This window comes from Microbacterium sp. str. 'China', from assembly GCF_002993305.1.
GTDB classification, from domain to species: Bacteria; Actinomycetota; Actinomycetes; order Actinomycetales; family Microbacteriaceae; genus Microbacterium; species Microbacterium paraoxydans.
The window spans coordinates 1326979-1346836 of the sequence record NZ_CP027434.1; the positions used below are offsets into that span (position 1 = coordinate 1326979).

The following is a 19858-nucleotide window of genomic DNA, read 5'->3' on the forward strand; positions in this document are numbered from 1 at the left end:
GTGCGAAGGGAAGAGGATGCCTGCGACGCTGGAACGCGAGGTGATCGACCTCAGCCGCCTAGACTGGCCGGTGATGGACGACACCGCAACCGCAGCCACCGTCGGCGACCCTCGGCGCGAGTTCGAGGAGCAGGCGCTCCCCTTCATGGACCAGCTCTACGCCGCCGCGATGCGCATGACGCGCAATCCCGCTGACGCCGCCGATCTCGTGCAGGAGACCTTCGTCAAGGCCTACGGCTCGTGGTCGACCTTCGCGCAGGGCACGAACCTCAAGGCGTGGCTGTACCGCATCCTCACCAACACGTACATCAACATCTACCGCAAACGGCAGCGCGAGCCGTTCCAGGGCACCATCGACGAGCTCGAGGACTGGCAGCTCGGCGGCGCGGAGTCGACGACGGCGTCGCACAGCCGGTCGGCGGAGGCGGAGGCCATCGACCGCATGCCGGCGTCGGTCGTGAAGGACGCGCTGCAGGCGGTTCCGGAGGACTTCCGGCTCGCGGTGTACCTCGCCGACGTCGAGGGCTTCGCGTACCAGGAGATCGCCGACATCATGAAGACCCCCATCGGCACCGTGATGAGCCGTCTGCACCGTGGCAGGCGGATGCTGCGGGAGCTGCTGGCCGACTACGCCGCGGAGCGGGGAATCGCCGCGGCTGACCCGAGGAGCAAGAAATGAGCGACTGCGGCTGCGACAAGGCCCGTCAGGATCTGGAGGAGTACCTCCGCAACGAGGTGTGCAAGACCGAGCACGCCGAGATCCGCGAGCACCTGGAGAACTGCCCGGCATGCCGGGACGAGGCTCTGGTGGCGACGACCCTCACCGAGGTCATCGCCCGCGCCTGCAAGGAGACCGCTCCGGAGGAGCTGCGGGACCAGGTGTTCGCCCGGCTCCGCGAGGTCCAGGCCGCGCAGCACTGAGCGTCCCCCGGGCGCGGAGCGTCGGAGACCGCCCGTAGGCTGTGTGCATGGCCCTCATCGATGCACGCGGGATCCCCGCTGACCAGACGTCCGTCGACCGCCTCGCGGAGGACGGCCTCGACTATCGGGTCTTGGATACGACGGACGCCACGCGCGTGGCCGCCTTCCAGCGCGCGATGGCCCGCGGGTTCCTCGGTGCCGACCCCTCGGAGACGGCTCGCGAGGAAGGTGTCGGCACCCTGAAGAGCCGGCGAAACATCGGCGTCTACGAGACCGACGCCCCGGCCGACCGCCTCCCGGTGGCGACCATCGACTCCTGGGTGACACCGCTGACGATCCCCGGCAGCGAGATCGGGATGTGGGCGATCAGCGGGGTCACCGTGGCCGGCACGCATCGCCGCCGTGGCATCGCGCGCGCCCTGCTGGAGGGCGAGCTGCGCGCCGCCGTCGATGCCGGCCTCCCCGTCGCGGGCCTCACGGTGTCCGAGGCGACCATCTACGGGCGGTACGGCTTCGGCTCCGCCGTCCCCGTGGCGCGGTTCACCGTGGACGTGCGCCGCGCCGGCTGGGCGGGCCCCGTCCCGGCCGGCCGCGTGGAGTACCTCGAGCGCGAGGAGCTCGCCGAGGCCCTGGCGGAGGCGCACGAGCGCGCCCGTACCGCGCGGTCCGGCCAGGTGCCGGGGTGGGCGGCCCGCTGGGCGGGCATCAGCGGGCTCGCGAGCACCGACACCGACCGGGACCGGGTGCGCGGCATCCGCTATCGCGACGAGTCCGGTCAGGTGCGCGGCGTGATGGCCTTCCACCTCACCGAGCGCGGTGGCACGTTCCGGTTCGCGTTGCACGTGCGCCTGCTCGTCGCCGAGACGGCGGAGGCGACGGCTGCGCTGTGGCGGTTCGCGCTGCAGCACGACCTCGTCGACGAGGTGACCGCCGATCTCCGACCGCTCGACGACGCCCTGCCGTGGCTGGTCGCGGACCCGCGCGGCGTCACCCAGGAGGTGCACGACCACGGCTGGCTTCGCGTCCTGGACGTCCCCGCCGCGCTCACGGCCCGGACCTACGCCGCGCCCCTGGACACCGTGCTCCGCATCGAGGACGCCCTGGGATTTGCCGCGGGCACCTGGCGGCTCCGCGTCGACGCGCAGGGGCACGCGGACATCGAGGACGCTCCGGGCGCCGAGGCGGACCTCGTCCTCGACGTCTCCGCGCTCTCGTCGATCTACGCCGGCAGCATCCGCGTCGCCGCGCTGCATGGAGCAGGCCGGATCACGGGCCCGGTCGACGCCGTCGAGGCACTGGACCGTGCGTTCGTCGCCTTCCCGGCGCCGTCCCTCGACATCTGGTACTGACCCGCGGAACGGAGAAGGGCGCCCCGGCCGAAGCCGGGGCGCCCTTCGTCGTCACAGAGGCGGTCAGCCCAGGGTGACCGCCGCGCGGATGAGCGCGGCCTGCTCGGTCGCGTGCACCTTGGACGAGCCCGTCGCCGGCGAGGCCGACGCCGGACGCGAGACCGGGCGGAAGGAGCGGTCGCCGGGGACGTCGGCGAAGGCCAGAGCGAGGAACGGCCAGGCGCCCTGGTTCTCCGGCTCCTCCTGCACCCACACGAGCTCGGCGTTCGGGTACGAGTCGGTGATCTTCTTCAGCGCGTCGATGGGCGTCGGGTAGAGCTGCTCCAGACGCACCAGGGCGATCTCCGGGTTCGGGTTCTTCTCCAGCTCGGCGCGGAGGTCCCAATGCACCTTGCCGCTGTGCACGAGCACGCGCTTCACGGCGGAACGGTCGAGACCCCGGTCGTCGTCGAGGACCGGCTCGAAGCGGCCCCCGGTGAACGCCTCCACCGGGCTCGTCGCGCCGCGCAGGCGCAGCATCGCCTTCGGCGTGAACACGATCAGCGGCTTGCGCGGACGGGCGTAGGCCTGACGGCGCAGCAGGTGGAAGTGCGACGCCGGGGTCGACGGGCGCGCCACGATCATGTTGTCCTGCGCGCACAGCTGCAGGAACCGCTCGATGCGCGCGGAGGAGTGGTCCGGTCCCTGGCCCTCGTAGCCGTGGGGGAGCAGGAGCGTGACGCTGGACTGCTGACCCCACTTCTGCTCCGCGGCGGAGATGTACTCGTCGATGACCGACTGGGCGCCGTTGACGAAGTCGCCGAACTGCGCCTCCCACAGCACCAGGGCCTCGGGAGCCTCCACGGAGTAGCCGTACTCGAAGCCGAGCGCGGCGTACTCGCTGAGGAGGGAGTCGTAGACGAAGAAGCGGCCCTGCGCGTCGGACAGGTTCGACAGCGGCAGCCACTCCTGGCCGTTCGCACGGTCGTGGAGCGCGGCGTGCCGCTGCACGAAGGTCCCGCGTCGCGAGTCCTGGCCGGCGAGGCGCACCGGGGTGCCCTCCACCAGGAGCGAGCCGAAGGCGAGCAGCTCGCCGAAGCCCCAGTCGATGTTCCCGTTGCGGCTCATGTCGAGGCGCTTCTCCAGCAGCTGCTGGATCTTCGGGTGCACCGTGAAGCCCTCGGGCTTGTTCACGAACGCGTCGCCGATGAGGCGGATGACCTCGGCCGGCACACCGGTGACCTCGGGGGCTCCGACCTGGTCCTCGACCTGCGGGGCCTCTTCCGGGGCGATCGGGGTCGTGCCGGTCTCGGCGGCGTGCGTCTCGGCGAAGGCGATCTCCAGACGGTTCTGGAAGTCGGCCTTGGCCTCGTCGTACTCCTCCTCGGTGATGTCGCCGCGACCGACGAGGGACTCCGTGTACAGGCGGCGGACGGAGCGCTTCGCCTGGATGAGGTCGGTCATCAGCGGCTGCGTCATCGAGGGGTCATCGCCCTCGTTGTGGCCGCGACGGCGGTAGCAGACGAGGTCGATCACGACGTCGCGGTGGAAGCGCTCGCGGTACTCGAACGCGAGCTGCGCGACGTGGATGACGGCCTCGGGGTCGTCGCCGTTCACGTGGAAGACCGGCGCCTGGATCGTCTTGGCGACGTCGGTGGCGTAGACCGAGGTGCGGGCGTCGCTCGGCGTCGTGGTGAAGCCGACCTGGTTGTTGACGACCACGTGGATCGTTCCGCCCGTGCGGTAGCCGCGCAGCTGCGACATCTGCAGGGTCTCGACGACGACGCCCTGGCCGGCGAAGGCCGCGTCGCCGTGGACGAGGATGGGCAGCCAGGCGAAGGTGCCGATGGGCTTGCGGTCCTGCTTGGCGCGGACGATGCCCTCCAGCACGCCGTCGACCGTCTCCAGGTGGGAGGGGTTGGCGGCGAGGTACACGGGCAGCGCGGAGCCGTCGTCGGCGACGAACGTGCCCTCGGTACCCAGGTGGTACTTCACGTCGCCCGAGCCGCGCTGGTTGCCGGGCGTCTGCGTGCCTTCGAACTCGCGGAAGACCTGGCCGTACGTCTTGCCGGCGATGTTGGTGAGCACGTTCAGGCGGCCGCGGTGGGCCATGCCGATCGCGGCGCCCTCCAGCCCGGCCGTGGCCGCGCCCTGGAGGATCTCGTCGAGGAGCGGGATCAGCGACTCGCCGCCCTCGAGCGAGAAGCGCTTCTGGCCGACGAACTTCGTCTGCAGGAAGGTCTCGAAGGCCTCGGCCTCGTTGAGCTTGCGCAGCACGCGCAGCTGCTCGTCGTGGCCGGGCTTCTGGTACTTGACCTCGACCTTCTCCTGGAACCAGCGGCGCTGCTCCGGGTCCTGGATGTGCATGTACTCGATGCCGAGAGTGCGGCAGTACGAGTCGCGCAGCACCCCGAGGATGTCGCGGAGCTTGGCGACGCGGCGCCCGCCGAACCCGCCGGTGACGAACTCGCGGTCGAGGTCCCAGAACGTCAGGCCGTGGCTCTCGATCTCCAGGTCCGGGTGCGAACGCTGACGGTACTCGAGCGGGTCGATGTCGGCCATGAGGTGGCCGCGCACACGGAAGGAGTTGATGAGCTCCTGCACGCGGGACTGCTTGTCCACGCGCTCGGCGAGGTCGACCGCGATGTCCGGGTTCCAGCGGATCGGCGCGTACGGGATGCGCAGCGCCGCGAAGATGTCGTCGTAGAAGCCGCGCTGGCCGATCAGCAGCTCGTGCACCTTCTTCAGGAACTCGCCGGATCCGGCGCCCTGGATGACGCGGTGGTCGTACGTGCTCGTGAGGGTGATGGTCTTGCCGATCGCCAGCTCGTTGAGCGTCTTGTCGCTCGCGCCCTGGAACTCCGCGGGGTACTCGAGAGCACCGGCGCCGATGATGCAGCCCTGGCCCTTCATGAGACGCGGGACCGAGTGCACCGTGCCGATGCCGCCCGGGTTGGTGAGCGAGACCGTCGTGCCCTGGAAGTCGGCGGCGGTGAGCTTGTTGGCGCGGGCGCGGGTGACGAGATCCTCATAGGCGGCGAGGTACTCGGTGAAGGTCATGGTGTCGGCACGCTTGATGCTCGGGACCATGAGAGCGCGGGTGCCGTCCGGCTTGGGCAGGTCGATCGCGATGCCGAGGTTGACGTGCGCCGGGGCCACGACGGAGGGCTTGCCATCGATCTCGGCGTAGAAGACGTTCTGGCTGCGGAACTCGTCGAGGGTGCGGATGAGGGCCCAGCCGATGAGGTGGGTGAAGCTGACCTTGCCGCCGCGGGTGCGGGCCATGTGGTTGTTGATGACGATGCGGTTGTCGATCATCAGCTTGGCCGGGACCGTGCGGACGCTCGTCGCGGTGGGGACGGTGAGCGATTCGTCCATGTTCGCGGCGAGGGTCTTCGGCAGACCGCGCAGCGGGGTGACCTTGTCCTCCTCGGAGGGCGGCTGCGTCTCCTTGGACTCCTGCTTCGGCTTCGGCGCCTGGGCGGGGATCGGCGCGGCGGCCGCCGGCTTCGCCGTGGTGCGGGCGACGGGCTGTGCACCGATCACGGGGATGGGAGCGGTCACGGGGTGCGCCGGGGCCGCGGTCGCGGCGGGAGCGCCTCCGGCTGCGGTGGTCTCGGAGTGGTACTTCTCCAGAATGGGCCACCACTCCTTGTCGACCGAGTCGCGGTTCTCCTTGAACTGCTCGTAGAGCTCTTCGACGAGCCAGGAATTGGCTCCGAACCCCCCGTCGCCACCGACGCCGGTCACCTGGTTCGACACGCTCTATCGCCCTCTTTCATCGCTGAAGATCTCCGATGCGGACGCACGACGCAGGATGCGCTCGGGCCCGCACACTCTCGACCACCAAGCCTAACCTGTTTCGACCGCAGAGACGTCGAAGAGACCGACCCGTGCCGCGCCGATCTGGGTACCGTGGAGACATGGAGTTCTCAGGTGCGCAGCCGACCGTCGATCTGACCTACTCGGACGTCTTCCTGGTGCCGCGCCGTTCGGCCGTCACCAGTCGCCTCCAGGTCGATCTCGCTCCGCACGACGGCACCCCGGCGACGCTGCCGCTCGTCGCCGCGAACATGAACTCGGTGACCGGGCCGCGGATCGCCGCCGTGCTCGCTCGCCGCGGGGCGCTGGGCGTGCTGCCGCAGGACCTCCCGCTCCAGGAGCTCGACGCCGCGATCCGCGACGTGAAGGGGCAGCCGGTGCTCTGGGACACGCCGCTCGTGCTGCCCCCGGAGGCGACCGTCGCCGACGCCCTCCGCCTGCTCCCCGCCGCCCCCGGCCACGGGATCGTCGTCGCCTCCGGTGCGGCACCGATCCCCGTCGACCGCATCGTCGGCGTGCTCCCGGCCACCCGTCTCGCGACCGCGCTGCCCGACGCGCAGCTCGGCGACCTCGTGCACCGGGGGACGCCGTCGATCGACGCGGACGACATCGGCTCCGAACGGCACGCTTTCGACGTCATCACCGAGGCGGACGTCGAAGTGGTCACGGTCATCCACCACGGCCACCTCGTCGGGACGCTGAGCGCCCGCAGCGCCCTCCGCGCCACGCTGTACCGGCCGGCCGTGGACGCCGACGGGCGCCTCGCCGTCGCCGCGGCGGTCGGCATCAACGGCGACGTCGGGGCGAAAGCGAAGGCGCTCGCGGCGGCCGGGGTGGACGTGCTCGTCGTCGACACCGCGCACGGCCACCAGGAGGGCATGCTCCGGGCGCTGCAGGAGGTCGCGTCCCTCGGGCTCGGGCTCCCCATCGTCGCGGGGAACATCGTCACCGCGGACGGCGTGCGGGATCTCGTCGACGCGGGCGCCTCGATCCTCAAGGTCGGCGTCGGGCCGGGGGCGATGTGCACGACACGGATGATGACGGCGGTCGGTCGTCCCCAGTTCTCCGCGGTGCTGGAGACCGCGCAGGCCGCCGCGGAGGCCGGAGCCCATGTCTGGGCCGACGGCGGGGTGCGCTACCCCCGCGACGTCGCCCTCGCGCTCGCGGCCGGTGCCGCCTCCGTCATGGTCGGCTCCTGGTTCGCCGGGACGATCGAGGCCCCGGGCGAGCTCCAGCGCGACACGGACGGTCGTCTGTTCAAGGAGTCGTGGGGGATGGCCTCGACCAAGGCCGTGCAGGCGCGGTTCGGTCGGCTCGACGCCTACGAGCGGGCGCGCAAGGAGCTGTTCGCCGAGGGCATCTCCTCCTCCAAGATCTACCTCGACCCGCTGCGCCCGGGAGTCGAGGACCTGCTCGACATGATCACATCGGGCGTGCGGTCGTCCTTCACCTACGCCGGGGCCGCGACCGTGCCCGAGTTCCACGAGCGCGCCGTCGTCGGATTGCAGTCGGCGGCCGGCTACGAGGAGGGCAAGGCGCTGCCGGTCAGCTGGTGATCACCTGCCGCGACCACAGTCCGCTTCTGTAGAATCGAGCGCACTATGGACGACCCTCCCAGTTGCCGAACATCGCCCCACCGTCCCGTTCTCTCCCCGGAGAGGAAGATCTGATGGACTACATCATGTTGGGCGTGGGGCTTCTGCTCACGGTCGGCACCGGCCTCTTCGTCGCGAGCGAGTTCGCCCTCGTGAACCTCGACCGCGCGGATCTGGAAGCGCGGCAGGCGCGAGGCGAGTCCCGCCTCTCCCTGACGATCAGCGCCCTGCGGCACACCTCGACGCATCTCTCCTCCGCGCAACTCGGCATCACGCTGACCACGCTGCTGACCGGATACACGATGGAGCCGGCGCTGTCGAACCTCCTGCGTCCCACGCTGGTCGCCTGGAACATCCCGGAAGCCGCCGTCGCTCCCATCGCGACCGTGGTGGCGATGTTCGTCGCGACGGTGCTCTCGATGATCCTCGGCGAGCTCGTCCCGAAGAACTTCGCGCTGGCGCTGCCCCTGGCCACGGCGAAGCTCGTCGTGCCCTTCCAGATCGCCTTCACGACGGTGTTCAAGCCGGCGGTGGTCGTGCTGAACGGCAGCGCCAACGGGGTGCTGCGCAGCATGGGCATCGAGCCCAAGGAGGAGCTCTCCGGCGCGCGCAGCGCGGAGGAGCTGTCGTCGCTCGTGCGACGGTCGGCGAGCGCCGGAGTGCTGGAGGCCGACACCGCCACGCTGCTGGACCGCACGCTCACGTTCTCGCGGCTCACCGCGGCCGACGTCATGACGGCGCGCCCGAGCATGCACGCGATCGCCGCCGGCGACTCCGTGGACGACGTGATCCAACTCGCCCGGCGCACCGGCCACAGCCGCTTCCCGGTGTTCGACGAGGACCTCGACGACATCACCGGCGTCGTGCACCTCAAGGCCGCCATCTCGGTGCCGCGGGAACGTCGCGCCGAGGTGCCCGTCGGGGCCCTCGCGACCGACCCGCTCCGCGTGCCGGAGACCGCCCATGTCGACGCGCTCATCTCCGACCTCCGCGGTCGCGGCTACCAGCTCGCGGTCGTCGTCGACGAGTACGGCGGGACGGCGGGCATCGTGACGCTGGAGGACCTCGTGGAGGAGCTCGTCGGCGAGGTGTCCGACGAGCACGACCGGACGAGGGCCGGCATCATCCGCAACCGCGACGGGGTGACCTTCCCCGGCGAGCTGCGCCCGGACGAGCTGCGCAGCCGTGCGGGCGTCGAGGTGCCGGAGGGTGATGTCTACGACACGGTCGGCGGCTACGTCATGAGCGTCCTCGAGCGGGTGCCGGTCGTCGGGGACGAGGTGCCCCTGGAGAGCGGCACGCTGCAGGTCGTCCGCATGGACGGCCGCCGGGTGGATCGGGTGCGCTACGTCCCGAGACCGGATGCCGTCATCATCGAGGGGGTGTCCCTGTGAGCGATTGGGGAGGCCTCGCCTGGCTCGTCGTCCTGCTGGCGGCGAACGCGTTCTTCGTCGGCGCCGAGTTCGCGGTGATCTCGGCGCGGCGCTCGCAGATCGAGCCGAAGGCCGAGCGTGGCTCGCGCCCGGCCAAGACGGCGCTGTACGCCATGGAGCACGCGACGCTCATGCTCGCGACCTCGCAGCTCGGCATCACGATCTGCTCGCTGCTCATCCTGAACGTCTCCGAGCCCGCCATCCACCACCTGCTCGCCGTGCCGCTGCACGCGCTGGGCTGGTCGGACGGCGCGGTGGACGTCGTGTCGTTCACGATCGCACTGCTCATCGTGTCGTTCCTGCACGTCGTGTTCGGCGAGATGGTGCCGAAGAACCTCGCGTTCTCGATTCCGGACCGGGCCGTGCTGCTGCTGGCGACGCCGCTGGTGTGGGTGTCGAAGGTGTTCATGCCGGTGATCTGGCTGCTGAACGCGGCGGCGAACGGCGTGCTGCGCCTCTTCCGGGTGGAGCCGAAGAACGAGGCGGCGTCGACGTTCACACTCGACGAGGTGGCGACCATCGTCAACCAGTCGCGCCGTGAGGGCGTGCTCATGGACACCGCCGGTACGGTGACGGCCGCGGTGGAGTTCACCGACAAGAAGGCGCGCGACGTGGCCGTTCCGCTGAGCGACCTCGTCACGCTGCCGCAGACGACCACGCCCGACGACATCGAGAAGGCGGTGGCCCGCTACGGGTTCTCGCGCTACGTGATCGTCGACGACGAGGACGTCCCGATCGGCTACGTCCACCTCAAGGACATCCTGCGGGCCTCGGAGGGCCCGGATGCCGAGGCCAAGGTGCTCGAGCCGATCCCCGGCAAGCGCATCCACCACATGGTGCCCGTGCAGGAGGACACCGATCTGGAGGACGCCCTCGCCGTCATGCGCCGGGCCGGTCGCCACCTCGCCAAGGTCCGCGACGCCCGGGGGGAGACCACCGCCGTGCTGTTCCTGGAGGACATCCTCGAGGAGCTCGTCGGCGAGGTGCAGGACGCGACCCGTCGCGTCCGCGGCCACTGACATCCGGAGACGCGAAGGCCGCCGGCTCCCTCGGGGACCGGCGGCCTTCGTCGTGGGTGTCAGCGCCAGTGCGCGCGTTCGTACTGCGGCGGCCAGGCGACCGTATCGCCCAGCTCGTGCGCGGCCCGGAGCGCGAAGTGCGGGTCGCGCAGCCACTCCCGTCCGGCGAAGATCGCGTCGGCCGCCCCGTCGGCGAGCACCTGCTCGGCCTGGGCGGCGGCGGTGATGAGGCCCACGGCCGACACCGGGATCCGCCCGCCCTGGCGGACCGTCTCGGCCAGCGGGACCTGGTAGCCGGGGGAGACGCTGATGCGCTGGTGCGCGACGAGGCCGCCGCTGGAGACGTCGATGAGGTCGGCGCCGCGCGCGGTAGCCCAGCCGCCGACCGTCGCGGCCTCCTCGGGCGTGAACCCGCCCTCTGCGTGATCCGTCGCCGAGATGCGGACGAACAGCGGCACGTCGTCGCCGGCCGCCTCGCGCACCGCGTCCACGACGCGCAGCAGCAGCCGGGCCCGGTTCTCCAGCGAGCCGCCGTACTCGTCCTCGCGGAGGTTCGACAGCGGCGACAGGAACTGGTGCAGGAGGTAGCCGTGGGCTCCGTGGATCTCGATGACGTCGAAGCCCGCCTCGAGCGCCCGACGGGTCGCCGCGGCGAACCCGTCGACCACGCGGTCGATGCCGTCCGCGTCCAGCGCGACCGGCGCGGCGAACCCCTCGTAGGCGACCGCGGACGGGGCGGTTGTCGTCCATCCGCCCGCGGCGGTGGGGACCGAGCCGCGCTCGTCGGCCCAGGGCCACCAGGTCGAGGCCTTCCGCCCGGCGTGCGCGAGCTGGATGCCCGCGGCGGCCCCGCGGTCGTGGATCGCGCGGACGATCGGGGCGAGGGCGTCGCGCTGCGCGTCGTCCCACAGCCCGAGGTCGCGAGGGGAGATGCGCCCCTCCGGCACGACGGCCGTGGCCTCGGCCACGATGAGCCCGGCGCCGCCCGAGGCGAACTGCGCGAGGTGGGTGTGGTGCCACTCCTGCGCCACGCCGTCGACGGCGCTGTACATGCACATGGGGGAGACCCAGAGGCGGTTGCGGAACGTGGTGGACCGGATGGTCAGCGGGGAGAAGAGAAGACTCACCGTTCGACGGTACCGCCGACGCGGACGGGACAGGGCCGTCGGGCTAACGTGGAGTCATGAGCGACGTGCGCGAGTGGTCCCGCAGCGACGCGGCGCGGTTCTTCCGCGCGCCGACCGCCGAGGATGACAAGTACTCGCGGGGCGTCGTGGGCATCCGCACCGGATCCGCCGCCTACCCCGGCGCCGCGGTGCTGGGCGTCGAGGCCGCCTGGCGCACCGGTGCCGGATTCGTCCGCTATGTCGGCGCGCCGTCGGCGGTGGCGGCGGTGCTCGCCCGACGCCCGGAGACCGTCGGCGGGCCGGATGCCGGACGCACGCGGATCGGCGCCTGGGTGATCGGCTCCGGGACCGATCCGGACGACCGGAACGTGGCGGAGGCGCAGGCGCTGCGGGATATCGTCGGCGGCGACGTCCCCGTGGTCATCGACGCCGGAGCGCTCGATCTGGCGCCGAGCGCCCGCGCCCCGTTCGTCGCCACTCCGCACGGCCGGGAGTTCGCGCGGCTGCGCGAGCGCGTCGGCATCGACGGGGCCGGGGACGATCTCGGCGACGTCCGCGACGTGTCCGCCGCGATCGACGGCGTGGTGCTGCGCAAGGGCGCACGCACCCTGCTCGCCGCACCTGACGGCACGCTCATCGCCGTCGAGGCGGGGACCGGCTGGCTCGCGACGGCCGGGACGGGGGACGTGCTGGCGGGGATCGTCGCCGCCGTGATCGCCGCGAATCCGGACAGCCCGCTCGTCGAGTCCGCCGCGGCGGCCGTCTGGCTGCACGGGCACGCCGCCCGCCTCGCCGCCGCGGCGACCGCGGGCGAGAGCGGTCATCCGATCGTGGCGCTCGACGTCGCGGAGGCGCTGCCCCGCGCGGTCGCGGACCTCCTGTCGTGAGGACCACGGTCCGGGGGAGCCTGGTCGCGCTGTGGATCGCCTTCCTCCTCGTCCACCTCCTGACCGCAGGGCTGGGCTGGGTCTACCCGAGCCAGCCCATGGGGGACGTCGTGCTGGTCTACGAGCCCTGGGCGACGGCGGCGTGGAGCGGCGGGGAGATCGTGGGCGTCACGGAGTCCTGGGTGTATCCGCAGCTCGCGCTCCTGCCGATGATGCTCGCGGCCGTGCTCGCCGCCCCGTTCCTCCCGCTGCTCGGCGTCTCGGGCGCCTACCTCATCGGGTGGGCGCTGCTGGTCACGGTGCTCGACGCCGTCGCCTTCGCCGTGCTCGTCGGGCGCGGACACGTGCGGGCGCGGCGCACCGCCGCATGGTTCTGGTGCGCGGCGCTGCTGCTCCTCGGACCCATCGCGCTGTACCGCATCGATGCCGTCACCGTGCCGATCGCCGTCGTGGCCGGTCTCTGGCTGGTGACCCGCCCGACCATCGCCGCGGCGCTGCTGACCATCGGCGCCTGGATCAAGATCTGGCCCGGTGCGCTGCTCCTCGCGGCGGTCGTGGCCGCGAGGGCGCGGCTGCGGATGCTCCTGGCCGCCGCGGGCGTCACGGCCGGTGTGGTGGTGGTGCTCCTGCTGCTCGGCGCTGACACCGAGATCCTCGGCTTCCTCACCGCGCAGACCGGCCGGGGACTCCAGATCGAGGCGGTCGCCGCGACCCCGTTCCTCTGGATGGCCGTGACAGGGGCCGCCCGCATCGAGTACAGCTACGACATCCTCACCTTCCAGATCGTCGCGCCGGGCGCGGAGGCCCTCGCGACGATCCTCACCCCGCTCCTGGTGCTCGCCGCCGCCGTCGTCACCGTCGTCGGTGGGGTCAAGGCCGCCCGCGGCGCGTCGTTCGCGCGACTCTTCCCGCCGCTGGCCCTGCTCCTGGTGACGGTGCTCATCGCCCTGAACAAGGTCGGCTCGCCGCAGTTCCAGACCTGGTTGCTCGCACCGGTGATCCTGTGGCTCGTGCTCGACCGCCGCCGGGCGCGCACCGCCGCCGCCCTCGTGCTCGCGCTGTGCCTGCTCACATGTCTCGTGTATCCCCTGAGCTACGACGGGCTGCTGCGGGCCGAAGCCGCCCCCGTGCTGCTGCTCACGATGCGCAACGCTCTGCTCGTCGTCCTCGCCGCCGTGAGCGCCGTCGCGCTCGCGCGGGTCCCCGCCGTCCGTCGTCCTCGAACCCAGGAGTGAACCCATGCTGATCGCCTTCTCCGTCGCCCCCAGCGGCACGCCCGCCGACGGTGCCGAGCGCACCGATGCCTCCGTGCACGACGCGGTCGCCGCGGCCGTGCGCGTCGTCCGCGCGTCGGGCCTCCCGCACCGCACGACGAGCATGTTCACCGAGATCGAGGGGCCCGACTGGGACACCGTCATGGACGTGGTCAAGCGCGCGACCGAGGCGGTCCTGCCGTTCGGCTCCCGGGTGTCGCTCGTCCTCAAGGCGGACATCCGCCCCGGGTACACGGGAGAGCTCGACGCCAAGGTCGAGCGTCTGGAGGCGGCGATCGAGGAGTCCGGCGACCGGTAAGCTGAACCGGTGAATCCCTCGACACCTTCGAGGGGTGCGGCGAAGTGGGCGCTCCTCTCCCTCGCCATCGGCAGTTTCGGCATCGGCATGACCGAGTTCGTCGTCATGGGCCTGCTGCCGAACATCGCCGCCGACCTCCTCCCGTCCGTCTGGGCGTCGAGCCAGGAGGAGGCGCTGAGCCAGGCCGGCTGGCTGATCTCGCTGTACGCACTCGGCGTGGTCATCGGCGCCCCGACCATCGCCGGCTTCGTCGCCCGCTATCCGCGGCATCGGGTGATGATCGTGCTCGCCCTCGCGCTGACCGTCTTCAACGCGCTCACCGTGGTGCTGCCGACGTTCGAGCTCGTCGGGGTCTCGCGCTTCCTCGCCGGACTCCCGCACGGCGCCTACTTCGGCATCGGCGCGCTGGTCGCCGCCGATGTGATGGGGCCGGGCAACCGTGCCAAGGGCGTCGCGTTCATCCTCACCGGGCTCACGGTCGCCAATGTCGTCGGCGTGCCGCTGGGCACCTTCCTCGGCCAGGAGTGGGGCTGGCGCGCGGCCTTCGCGGTCGTCGCGCTCGTCTTCGCGCTCGCCACCGTCTTCATCGCGCTGTTCGTGCCCGCGCACCCGGGGAACCCCGGACGCACGATGCGGGCGGAGCTCGGGGTGTTCCGCATCGGTCAGGTCTGGTTCACGCTCGGCGTCGGGGCGATCGGCTTCGGCGGGTTCTTCGCCGTCTACAGCTACATCGCCCCGCTCGTTACGGAGGTGGCCGGATCGCCGGACTGGGTCGTGCCGATCGTGCTCGTGCTGATGGGGCTCGGCATGACGGGCGGGAACCTCGTCGGCGGTCATCTCGCGGACATCGACCTCCGCCGGACGCTGCTGCTGGGCCTCGCCGCGATGGCCGTCGTGTTCGCTCTCCTCGCGGTGCTCTCGTTCTGGATCGTGAGCCTGAGCCTCGTCGTCGTCCTCGTCGGTTTCGTCTCCTCCGTGCTCAGCCCGACGATCCAGACGCGGTTGATGGACGTGGCCGGCGACAACCAGTCCATCGCGGCGGCCATGAACCACTCCGCTCTGAACATCGGCAACAGCCTCGGTGCCTTCCTCGGGGGCATCGTGATCGCGATCGGCTGGGGCTTCACGGCACCGGCGTGGACCGGGGCGGTGCTCGCGGTGGCCGGACTCCTCATCGCTCTGGTGTCGTACCGCGTGGAGGCACGGCGGGTCGCGCAGACGCCGGTCCTCGCGTCGTAGAGTGACGGGGTGACCGCTCCCGACGACGACCTCCCGCTCGCCGGAACCGTCGTGCTGCTGCGCCCGAGCCCCGGTGGCTTCGAGGTGCTGCTGCTGCGCCGTCCGTCGCGGGGCTCCTTCGCGGACGCCTGGGTGTTCCCCGGGGGGAAGGTCGAGCCGGAGGATCGGCGGGCGGGCGCGGCGGAGATCGACGACGCACGCCGGGCCGCCGCCCGGGAGACCGCGGAGGAGGTCGGACTCGTCGTCGACGACCTGGTGCCTCTGTCGGAGTGGCACCCGCCCGCGGAGGCACCCGTGCGGATCCGCACCTGGTTCTTCCTCGCCCTCGCCCCGGATGCCGAGCCGTCACCGGCGGCCGACGAGGTCGTCGAGCTCGCCTGGGTGTCACCGGACACGGCCTTCGAGCGGCACGCGACGGGGGAATGGCGGCTCTTCCCGCCCACCTGGGTCACGCTGCACCGGCTCTCCGCCTTCACCGACGTCGAGGCCGCGCTGGCGTCCGGCGGAGCGGTCGAGCTGTTCCAGACGGAGGTGCGCGACGGGGGCGGGGCGTTCGGCTGGGCGCAGGGGACTCTTCACGCCCACACCCTGCCGTGGCGGTTCGACCCGGCCTGACGCGGTTCAGGCGTCGAGCAGGCGCCGCAGGTGCGTGCCGACGGCCTCGGTCTCGATGAGGAACCCGTCGTGGCCGAAGTCGCTCGTGAGCACCACCGCCTCGCCGTCGAGCACGTTCCGGATGCTCCGGGCGATCCGCTGCTGACCGTCGACGGGGAAGAGGCGGTCGCTGTCGATGCCGAGGACGAGGGTCGTCGCGGCCACCGCCTTCAGGGCCTCCTCCACGCCGCCGCGGCCGCGGCCGACGTCGTGCGAGTTCATGGCCTCGACGAGGGTGATGTAGCTGTTGGCGTCGAAGCGGCGCGTGAACTTGTTCCCGTGGAAGTCGAGGTAGGACTCGACGGCGAAGCGTCCGCCGTGACCGAGCGGCGACACGTCCGACTGCCAGGAGCGCTGGAACCGCTGGTTGAGCTCGATCGGGCTGCGGTAGTTCAGCAGCGCCATGCGGCGGGCGAGGGCCAGGCCACGGTGCGGGCCGTCGCCGTCCGCGAGGTCGTAGTACTCGCCGCCCTGGAACCGCGGGTCCATGCGGATGGTCTCGAGCTGCACGGTGTTGAGCGCGATCTGGTCGGCCGTGGTGACCGGGGGCGAGGAGAGCACGGCGAGGCGCTGCACCCGGTCGGGCTGCGAAACCGCCCATTCCAGGGCATGCATGCCACCCATCGAGCCGCCGATCACCGCTGCCCAGGTGTCGATGCCCAGTGCGTCGGCCAGGCGCACCTGCGCCGCCACCTGGTCGCGGATCGTCAGGTACGGGAAGCGCGACGCCCACTCGTAGCCGTCCGGCGCGATGCTCGCGGGGCCGGTCGATCCCTGGCAGCCGCCGAGCATGTTCGGCGCGATCACGAACCACTCGTCGGTGTCGAGCGGCGCACCGGGGCCGACGACGTCCTCCCACCAGCCGGCGGTCGGGTGGCCGGCACCGGCGTCTCCGCGCACGTGGCTGTCCCCGGTGAGGGCATGCAGGACGAGCACGGCGTTGTCGCGTGCGGCGTTGAGCTCCCCCCAGCTCTCGTACGCGAGGCGGATGCCGGGGAGCTGGGCTCCGCTCTCCGTATCGAAGGCGCCGAACGCGGCGAACCGGCGGCCGCCGACGGGGTCGCCGTCGCGCCAGGCGCCGGTGGCCGGTGGCCGGGCACGGAGCAGCCGGACGTCGGCCTCCGTCACCGGTGCCGACGGCACCGTGTCCTCGGAGGTCGTCTGCCAGTCCATGTCTCCATTCTCGCCTGGCCGGTCGGTCCCGGCCCGCAGGTTACGACACCGGGAACGACGAAGGCCCCGGACCGTGCGGTCCGGGGCCTTCGCGGAGAGGGGGCTCAGGCGCGCGCGGCCTCGGAGACGGCGCGGGCGGCGGCGAGCGCCTGGTCGAGATCGGCCTTGAGGTCCTCGATGTTCTCGAGTCCCACGGACAGGCGCACGAGGCCGGGGGTCACACCCGCGGTGAGCTGCTGCTCGGGCGTGAGCTGGGCGTGCGTCGTGGAGGCCGGGTGGATGACGAGCGAGCGCACGTCGCCGATGTTGGCGAGGTGGCTGAACAGGGAGAGGCTGTTGACGAACTCGCGTCCGGCCTCGACACCGCCCTTGAGCTCGAACGACAGCACGGCGCCGACACCCTTCGGGGCGTACTCGTTCGCCTTGGCGTACCAGGGCGAGGACGGCAGGCCGGAATAGTTGACCGCGGCCACGTCGTCGCGGCTGTCCAGCCACTCGGCGATCTCCTGGGCGTTCTGCACGTGGCGCTCGATGCGCAGCGACAGCGTCTCGACACCCTGGATGAGGTTCCACGCGCTCTGCGGGGCGATGGCCGAGCCGAGGTCGCGGAGCAGCTGCACCCGGGCCTTGATGATGTAGGCGAGCGGGTCGCCGACCGCGGCCGTGTAGCTGGCGCCGTGGTACGACGGGTCCGGCTCGGTGAGTCCGGGGAACTTCTCGACGTTCTCCGACCACGCGAACGAACCGCCGTCGATCACGACGCCGCCGATCGTGGTGCCGTGGCCGCCGAGGAACTTCGTGATCGAGTGGACGACGATGTCGGCGCCGTGCTCGAACGGGCGGATGAGGTACGGGGTCGCGATCGTGTTGTCGACGATCAGCGGGACGCCGTTCTCGTGCGCGATGTCGGCGACCGTGCGGATGTCGAGAACGTTGATCTGCGGGTTGCCGATGGTCTCCGCGAAGAACAGCTTCGTGTTCGGGCGGACGGCGCGACGCCACTCCTCCGGGTCGTCCTGGTTCTCGACGAAGGTGACCTCGATGCCGAGCTTGGCGAGGGTGTACTTGAAGAGGTTGTACGTGCCGCCGTAGATCGAGCTCGACGCGACGAAGTGGTCACCGGCCTGCGCGATGTTGAGGATCGCGAAGGTGGAGGCGGCCTGACCGCTGGAGAGGACGAGGGCGCCGGTGCCCCCTTCGAGCGCGGCGAGGCGCTGCTCCAGGACGTCCTGGGTCGGGTTCTGGATGCGGGTGTAGATGTTGCCGAACTCGGCGAGCGCGAAGAGGTTCGCGGCGTGGTCGGCGCTGTCGAACACGTAGGACGTGGTCTGGTAGATCGGCGTCGCCCTGGCCTTGGTGACCGGGTCGGGGGCGGCGCCCGAGTGGATCTGCTTGGTCTCGAAACGCCAGGTCTCGGGTGCGGACATGTGTTCCCCCTGGAACGGTCGGAAGGTCGGATGGGCTGGTGCCCTTGCAGCGAGAGTACGGAATATCGCGCCGTGTCAACAACGACCGGGAAATGTGACGTAACACGGCGAGGGGGCTGCGAACGGGCGGAACCCGCGCGGACATCGTACGGTGGAGGACATGGCCAACAGACGTGCAGTGGTGACAGGTGCGAGTTCCGGGATCGGTCAGGCGACGGTGCGGGTGCTGCGGTCTCGGGGGTGGGACGTCGTCGGCGTCGCCCGCCGTGCGGACCGGCTCGCCGCCCTGTCCGCCGAGACCGGGGCGTCGACGATCGCCTGTGACCTGACCGATGACGCGGCGGTGGCGGCGCTCCTCGGGGAGATCGAGCGCACCGGACCCGTGCACGCCCTCGTCCAGGTCGCCGGTGGCGCGCGGGGGACCGACCGCGTCGAGGACGCCGCGCTCGCCGACTGGCAGTGGATGTACGACGCGAACGTCCTCGCGACCCAGCGCCTCGTCGCCGGACTGCTGCCGCTGCTCCGTCGCACCGCGGACGTGGACGGACACGCCGACCTCCTGTTCGTGACCTCGACGGCCGCGCAGACCGCCTACCCGGGCGGCGCAGGCTACAACGCGGCGAAGGCGGCCGAGGCGATGCTCGTCCGCGCGCTGCGTCAGGAGCTGAACGGCGAGCCGCTCCGCGTGGCCGAGGTCGCTCCGGGGATGGTGCACACGGAGGAGTTCACGCTGAACCGGCTCGGGGGCGACGCCGTCGCCGCGGAGGCCGTGTACTCCGGGGTCGAGGCGCCCCTTCGCGCCGAGGACGTGGCGGACGTGATCGCCTATGCTCTGGACGCTCCCGCCCACGTGAACCTCGACCTCGTCACGATGCGGCCCGTCGCCCAGTCGGCGCAGCACCTGCTCGCGCGAGGCCCGCTGCGGGTCCGGCCCGTCGAGTGAGCGGAGGACGCACCCTCGCGGAGCTCGCCGACGAGGGACTGATCGACGCGGGATGGGCGGAGGCGCTGGCCCCGGTGCAGGACACCATCACGGCGCTCGGGGAGCGGCTGCGCGCCGAGCAGGCGGCCGGTCACGGATATCTCCCCGCGGGGCCGAACGTGCTGCGCGCCTTCCAGCGTCCACTCGCCGACGTGCGTGTGCTCATCACGGGCCAGGACCCCTATCCGACCCCCGGGCACCCGATCGGGCTGTCGTTCGCCGTGGACCGCGATGTGCGGCCCCTGCCGCGGAGCCTGACGAACATCTACAAGGAGCGGGAGGCCGACCTCGGCCTCCCGCCCGCACCGCACGGAGACCTCACCGCGTGGAGCGATCAGGGCGTGCTGCTGCTCAACCGCGTCCTGACGGTGCGCCCCGGAGCGGCCGCCTCCCACCGCGGCTGGGGATGGGAGCAGGTGACGGAGCTCGCGATCCGCACCCTCGTGGCCCGGGAGCAGCCGCTCGTCGCGATCCTCTGGGGGCGTGACGCGGCGAACCTCCAGCCCCTTCTCGGCGACACCCCCGTGATCGCCTCGGCGCATCCGTCCCCTCTCTCCGCGAGCCGTGGCTTCTTCGGCTCCCGGCCCTTCTCCCGCGCGAACGCGCTCCTGGAGGGACTCGGCAGTGCTCCGGTGGATTGGAGGGTGGAGGGCGAGGCGTCCGGCTCTCTAAGCTGAGC

At 71.6% G+C, this 19858-nt stretch carries 17 protein-coding genes; 13 read left to right on the forward strand and 4 right to left on the reverse strand.

The annotated features are described in order from the left end of the window. Window positions 1–73: 73 nt before the first annotated feature. Genes C6C15_RS06255 through C6C15_RS06265 form a run of 3 tightly spaced genes read left to right on the forward strand, consistent with a single transcriptional unit; the run spans window position 74 to window position 2270 of the window. Entirely contained in the window at window positions 74–679 is a 606-nt protein-coding gene (locus tag C6C15_RS06255) for a sigma-70 family RNA polymerase sigma factor (RefSeq protein WP_200839056.1), read from the forward strand. Beyond that, a complete protein-coding gene (locus C6C15_RS06260) occupies window positions 676–921 on the forward strand; it encodes a zf-HC2 domain-containing protein (RefSeq protein ID WP_025103064.1) in 246 nt (81 codons plus the stop codon). Before C6C15_RS06255 ends, C6C15_RS06260 begins: the two co-directional genes overlap by 4 nt. 47 nt (window positions 922–968) lie before the next feature. After that, the gene (locus C6C15_RS06265; RefSeq protein ID WP_105949570.1) at window positions 969–2270 is read left to right on the forward strand and encodes a GNAT family N-acetyltransferase; all 1302 of its coding nucleotides are present in this window, start codon (window positions 969–971) and stop codon (window positions 2268–2270) included. A 63-nt stretch (window positions 2271–2333) separates the two neighbouring features. On the opposite strand, the gene C6C15_RS06270 is transcribed toward C6C15_RS06265, so the two are convergent. Continuing rightward, the gene (locus C6C15_RS06270; protein WP_060923229.1) at window positions 2334–6011 is read right to left on the reverse strand and encodes a multifunctional oxoglutarate decarboxylase/oxoglutarate dehydrogenase thiamine pyrophosphate-binding subunit/dihydrolipoyllysine-residue succinyltransferase subunit; all 3678 of its coding nucleotides are present in this window, start codon (window positions 6009–6011) and stop codon (window positions 2334–2336) included. Window positions 6012–6172: 161 nt separating this feature from the next. Here C6C15_RS06270 and C6C15_RS06275 point away from each other — a divergent pair, with 161 nt between their 5' ends. From C6C15_RS06275 to C6C15_RS06285, 3 genes are all read left to right on the forward strand, one after another. Further along, window positions 6173–7627: a GuaB1 family IMP dehydrogenase-related protein gene (locus C6C15_RS06275; RefSeq protein WP_060923228.1), complete on the forward strand. Its 1455-nt coding sequence runs from the start codon at window positions 6173–6175 to the stop codon at window positions 7625–7627. Window positions 7628–7740: 113 nt separating this feature from the next. Next, window positions 7741–9060, forward strand: a complete 1320-nt coding sequence (locus C6C15_RS06280) for a hemolysin family protein (protein ID WP_060923227.1) — start codon at window positions 7741–7743, stop codon at window positions 9058–9060. After that, the gene (locus C6C15_RS06285; protein ID WP_025103069.1) at window positions 9057–10118 is read left to right on the forward strand and encodes a hemolysin family protein; all 1062 of its coding nucleotides are present in this window, start codon (window positions 9057–9059) and stop codon (window positions 10116–10118) included. Before C6C15_RS06280 ends, C6C15_RS06285 begins: the two co-directional genes overlap by 4 nt. A 59-nt stretch (window positions 10119–10177) precedes the next feature. On the opposite strand, the gene C6C15_RS06290 is transcribed toward C6C15_RS06285, so the two are convergent. Next, the gene (locus tag C6C15_RS06290) at window positions 10178–11245 is read right to left on the reverse strand and encodes an NADH:flavin oxidoreductase/NADH oxidase (RefSeq protein WP_083371055.1); all 1068 of its coding nucleotides are present in this window, start codon (window positions 11243–11245) and stop codon (window positions 10178–10180) included. 56 nt (window positions 11246–11301) lie between these two features. Between C6C15_RS06290 and C6C15_RS06295 the strand changes: the two genes are divergently transcribed. From C6C15_RS06295 to C6C15_RS06315, 5 genes are read left to right on the forward strand one after another with little or no spacing between them, the layout of a single operon-like run. Further along, the gene (locus C6C15_RS06295; protein ID WP_105949571.1) at window positions 11302–12132 is read left to right on the forward strand and encodes an ADP-dependent NAD(P)H-hydrate dehydratase; all 831 of its coding nucleotides are present in this window, start codon (window positions 11302–11304) and stop codon (window positions 12130–12132) included. Next, the gene (locus C6C15_RS06300) at window positions 12129–13367 is read left to right on the forward strand and encodes a DUF2029 domain-containing protein (RefSeq protein WP_060923550.1); all 1239 of its coding nucleotides are present in this window, start codon (window positions 12129–12131) and stop codon (window positions 13365–13367) included. The genes C6C15_RS06295 and C6C15_RS06300 overlap by 4 nt, the downstream gene beginning before the upstream one ends. A gap of 4 nt (window positions 13368–13371) precedes the next feature. After that, window positions 13372–13704: a thiamine-binding protein gene (locus C6C15_RS06305; protein WP_105949572.1), complete on the forward strand. Its 333-nt coding sequence runs from the start codon at window positions 13372–13374 to the stop codon at window positions 13702–13704. A gap of 9 nt (window positions 13705–13713) precedes the next feature. Next, window positions 13714–14943 (forward strand): MFS transporter, encoded by a 1230-nt coding sequence (locus C6C15_RS06310; RefSeq protein WP_025103074.1) that lies wholly within the window; start codon window positions 13714–13716, stop codon window positions 14941–14943. 9 nt (window positions 14944–14952) lie between these two features. After that, the gene (locus C6C15_RS06315) at window positions 14953–15558 is read left to right on the forward strand and encodes an NUDIX domain-containing protein (RefSeq protein ID WP_060923548.1); all 606 of its coding nucleotides are present in this window, start codon (window positions 14953–14955) and stop codon (window positions 15556–15558) included. A gap of 6 nt (window positions 15559–15564) precedes the next feature. On the opposite strand, the gene metX is transcribed toward C6C15_RS06315, so the two are convergent. Continuing rightward, on the reverse strand, window positions 15565–16770 hold the full coding sequence (metX, locus tag C6C15_RS06320) for a homoserine O-acetyltransferase MetX (RefSeq protein WP_083371057.1): 1206 nt from the start codon (window positions 16768–16770) through the stop codon (window positions 15565–15567). 104 nt (window positions 16771–16874) lie between these two features. Continuing rightward, complete coding sequence (locus C6C15_RS06325) at window positions 16875–18197, reverse strand: bifunctional o-acetylhomoserine/o-acetylserine sulfhydrylase (RefSeq protein WP_025103077.1); 1323 nt, start codon at window positions 18195–18197, stop codon at window positions 16875–16877. Between the two features lie 160 nt (window positions 18198–18357). Here C6C15_RS06325 and C6C15_RS06330 point away from each other — a divergent pair, with 160 nt between their 5' ends. Both C6C15_RS06330 and C6C15_RS06335 read left to right on the forward strand, forming a co-directional pair. Further along, window positions 18358–19140, forward strand: coding sequence for an SDR family oxidoreductase (locus C6C15_RS06330; protein WP_199787697.1), 783 nt, complete (start codon window positions 18358–18360; stop codon window positions 19138–19140). Beyond that, the gene (locus C6C15_RS06335) at window positions 19137–19856 is read left to right on the forward strand and encodes a uracil-DNA glycosylase (RefSeq protein ID WP_025103079.1); all 720 of its coding nucleotides are present in this window, start codon (window positions 19137–19139) and stop codon (window positions 19854–19856) included. Before C6C15_RS06330 ends, C6C15_RS06335 begins: the two co-directional genes overlap by 4 nt. Window positions 19857–19858: the final 2 nt, after the last annotated feature.

Coding starts and splice junctions, on each gene's coding strand:
- C6C15_RS06255 (WP_200839056.1), top strand. CDS start 74: ATGGACGACACCGCAACCGCAGCCACCGTCGGCGACCCTCGGCGCGAG.
- C6C15_RS06260 (WP_025103064.1), top strand. CDS start 676: ATGAGCGACTGCGGCTGCGACAAGGCCCGTCAGGATCTGGAGGAGTAC.
- C6C15_RS06265 (WP_105949570.1), top strand. CDS start 969: ATGGCCCTCATCGATGCACGCGGGATCCCCGCTGACCAGACGTCCGTC.
- C6C15_RS06275 (WP_060923228.1), top strand. CDS start 6,173: ATGGAGTTCTCAGGTGCGCAGCCGACCGTCGATCTGACCTACTCGGAC.
- C6C15_RS06280 (WP_060923227.1), top strand. CDS start 7,741: ATGGACTACATCATGTTGGGCGTGGGGCTTCTGCTCACGGTCGGCACC.
- C6C15_RS06295 (WP_105949571.1), top strand. CDS start 11,302: ATGAGCGACGTGCGCGAGTGGTCCCGCAGCGACGCGGCGCGGTTCTTC.
- C6C15_RS06305 (WP_105949572.1), top strand. CDS start 13,372: ATGCTGATCGCCTTCTCCGTCGCCCCCAGCGGCACGCCCGCCGACGGT.
- metX (WP_083371057.1), bottom strand. CDS start 16,770: ATGGACTGGCAGACGACCTCCGAGGACACGGTGCCGTCGGCACCGGTG.
- C6C15_RS06325 (WP_025103077.1), bottom strand. CDS start 18,197: ATGTCCGCACCCGAGACCTGGCGTTTCGAGACCAAGCAGATCCACTCG.
- C6C15_RS06330 (WP_199787697.1), top strand. CDS start 18,358: ATGGCCAACAGACGTGCAGTGGTGACAGGTGCGAGTTCCGGGATCGGT.